Annotated in this window: 2 pseudogenes; one reads left to right on the plus strand and one right to left on the minus strand. The window is 67.3% G+C overall.

The window, feature by feature from the left end:
* A pseudogene (locus GM1_RS23095) lies at positions 1 to 246 on the minus strand (hypothetical protein); the annotation flags it as partial.
* A gap of 53 nt (positions 247 to 299) precedes the next feature.
* Here GM1_RS23095 and GM1_RS22850 point away from each other — a divergent pair.
* A pseudogene (locus GM1_RS22850) lies at positions 300 to 727 on the plus strand (PaaI family thioesterase); the annotation flags it as partial.

The following is a 727-nucleotide window of genomic DNA, read 5'->3' on the forward strand; positions in this document are numbered from 1 at the left end:
ATGCGCAGCGTTCCGGTTGGGGTCTGCGCGTCTACGCTTTCCCTGGGTCACTACTTGCGACCCGAGGGTAAGGCAGGCCAGAGTCGTGACATGCAGGGGCGCCGCGGCAAAGAGGGAAGCTTGTCGGCTGAGTAGCTCGATGAGCTGGCTGCGTAGCGGACCCGTCGAGGGTGCCGGTGGGATTACGTGGGGCAGCAGTCGCTCGAAGGTGGCGGCCAGCAGTTGCGAGGAACTGTGACGAGACAGCCGCAACGATGACGCCAACGCGCGGTTGCCGGTGGGCGGCCATACCCGATCGGATGGCGGATCATCGTGAGGAACCGCCGGACGAGTCACCAGTATTGCTACCCCCGCACACTGCGAGGTGCATGGGCTTCGGCCCCGACAACCTGCACGGCATTGAGATGGCCGTGCACCGCTGCGGCGATGAGGTGTTCACCGATATCGCGTTCGACGAACGGCATCTAGGCGCGCCGGGGTTGGCGCACGGCGGCGCGATCGCCGCCGCGTGTGATGACCTGCCGGGCTCACCTTGTGGTTGCTGCAACCCCGGCGGTCACCCGCCGCCTCACAGTCGAGTACCTGTTGCCGGTCCCGCTGCGCCGCCCGCACCGCATCAGCGGCCGCCTCACCGGAAGGAGGGGCCGCGCTCTGCACGTCACTGCTACGGCACCGGAGACGACAGTGTCACCCGGTTCACCGCAACCGCCGTCTTCGTCGCTGTCGA

The organism is Gordonia malaquae NBRC 108250 (genome assembly GCF_000344135.1).
GTDB lineage: Bacteria > Actinomycetota > Actinomycetes > Mycobacteriales > Mycobacteriaceae > Gordonia > Gordonia malaquae.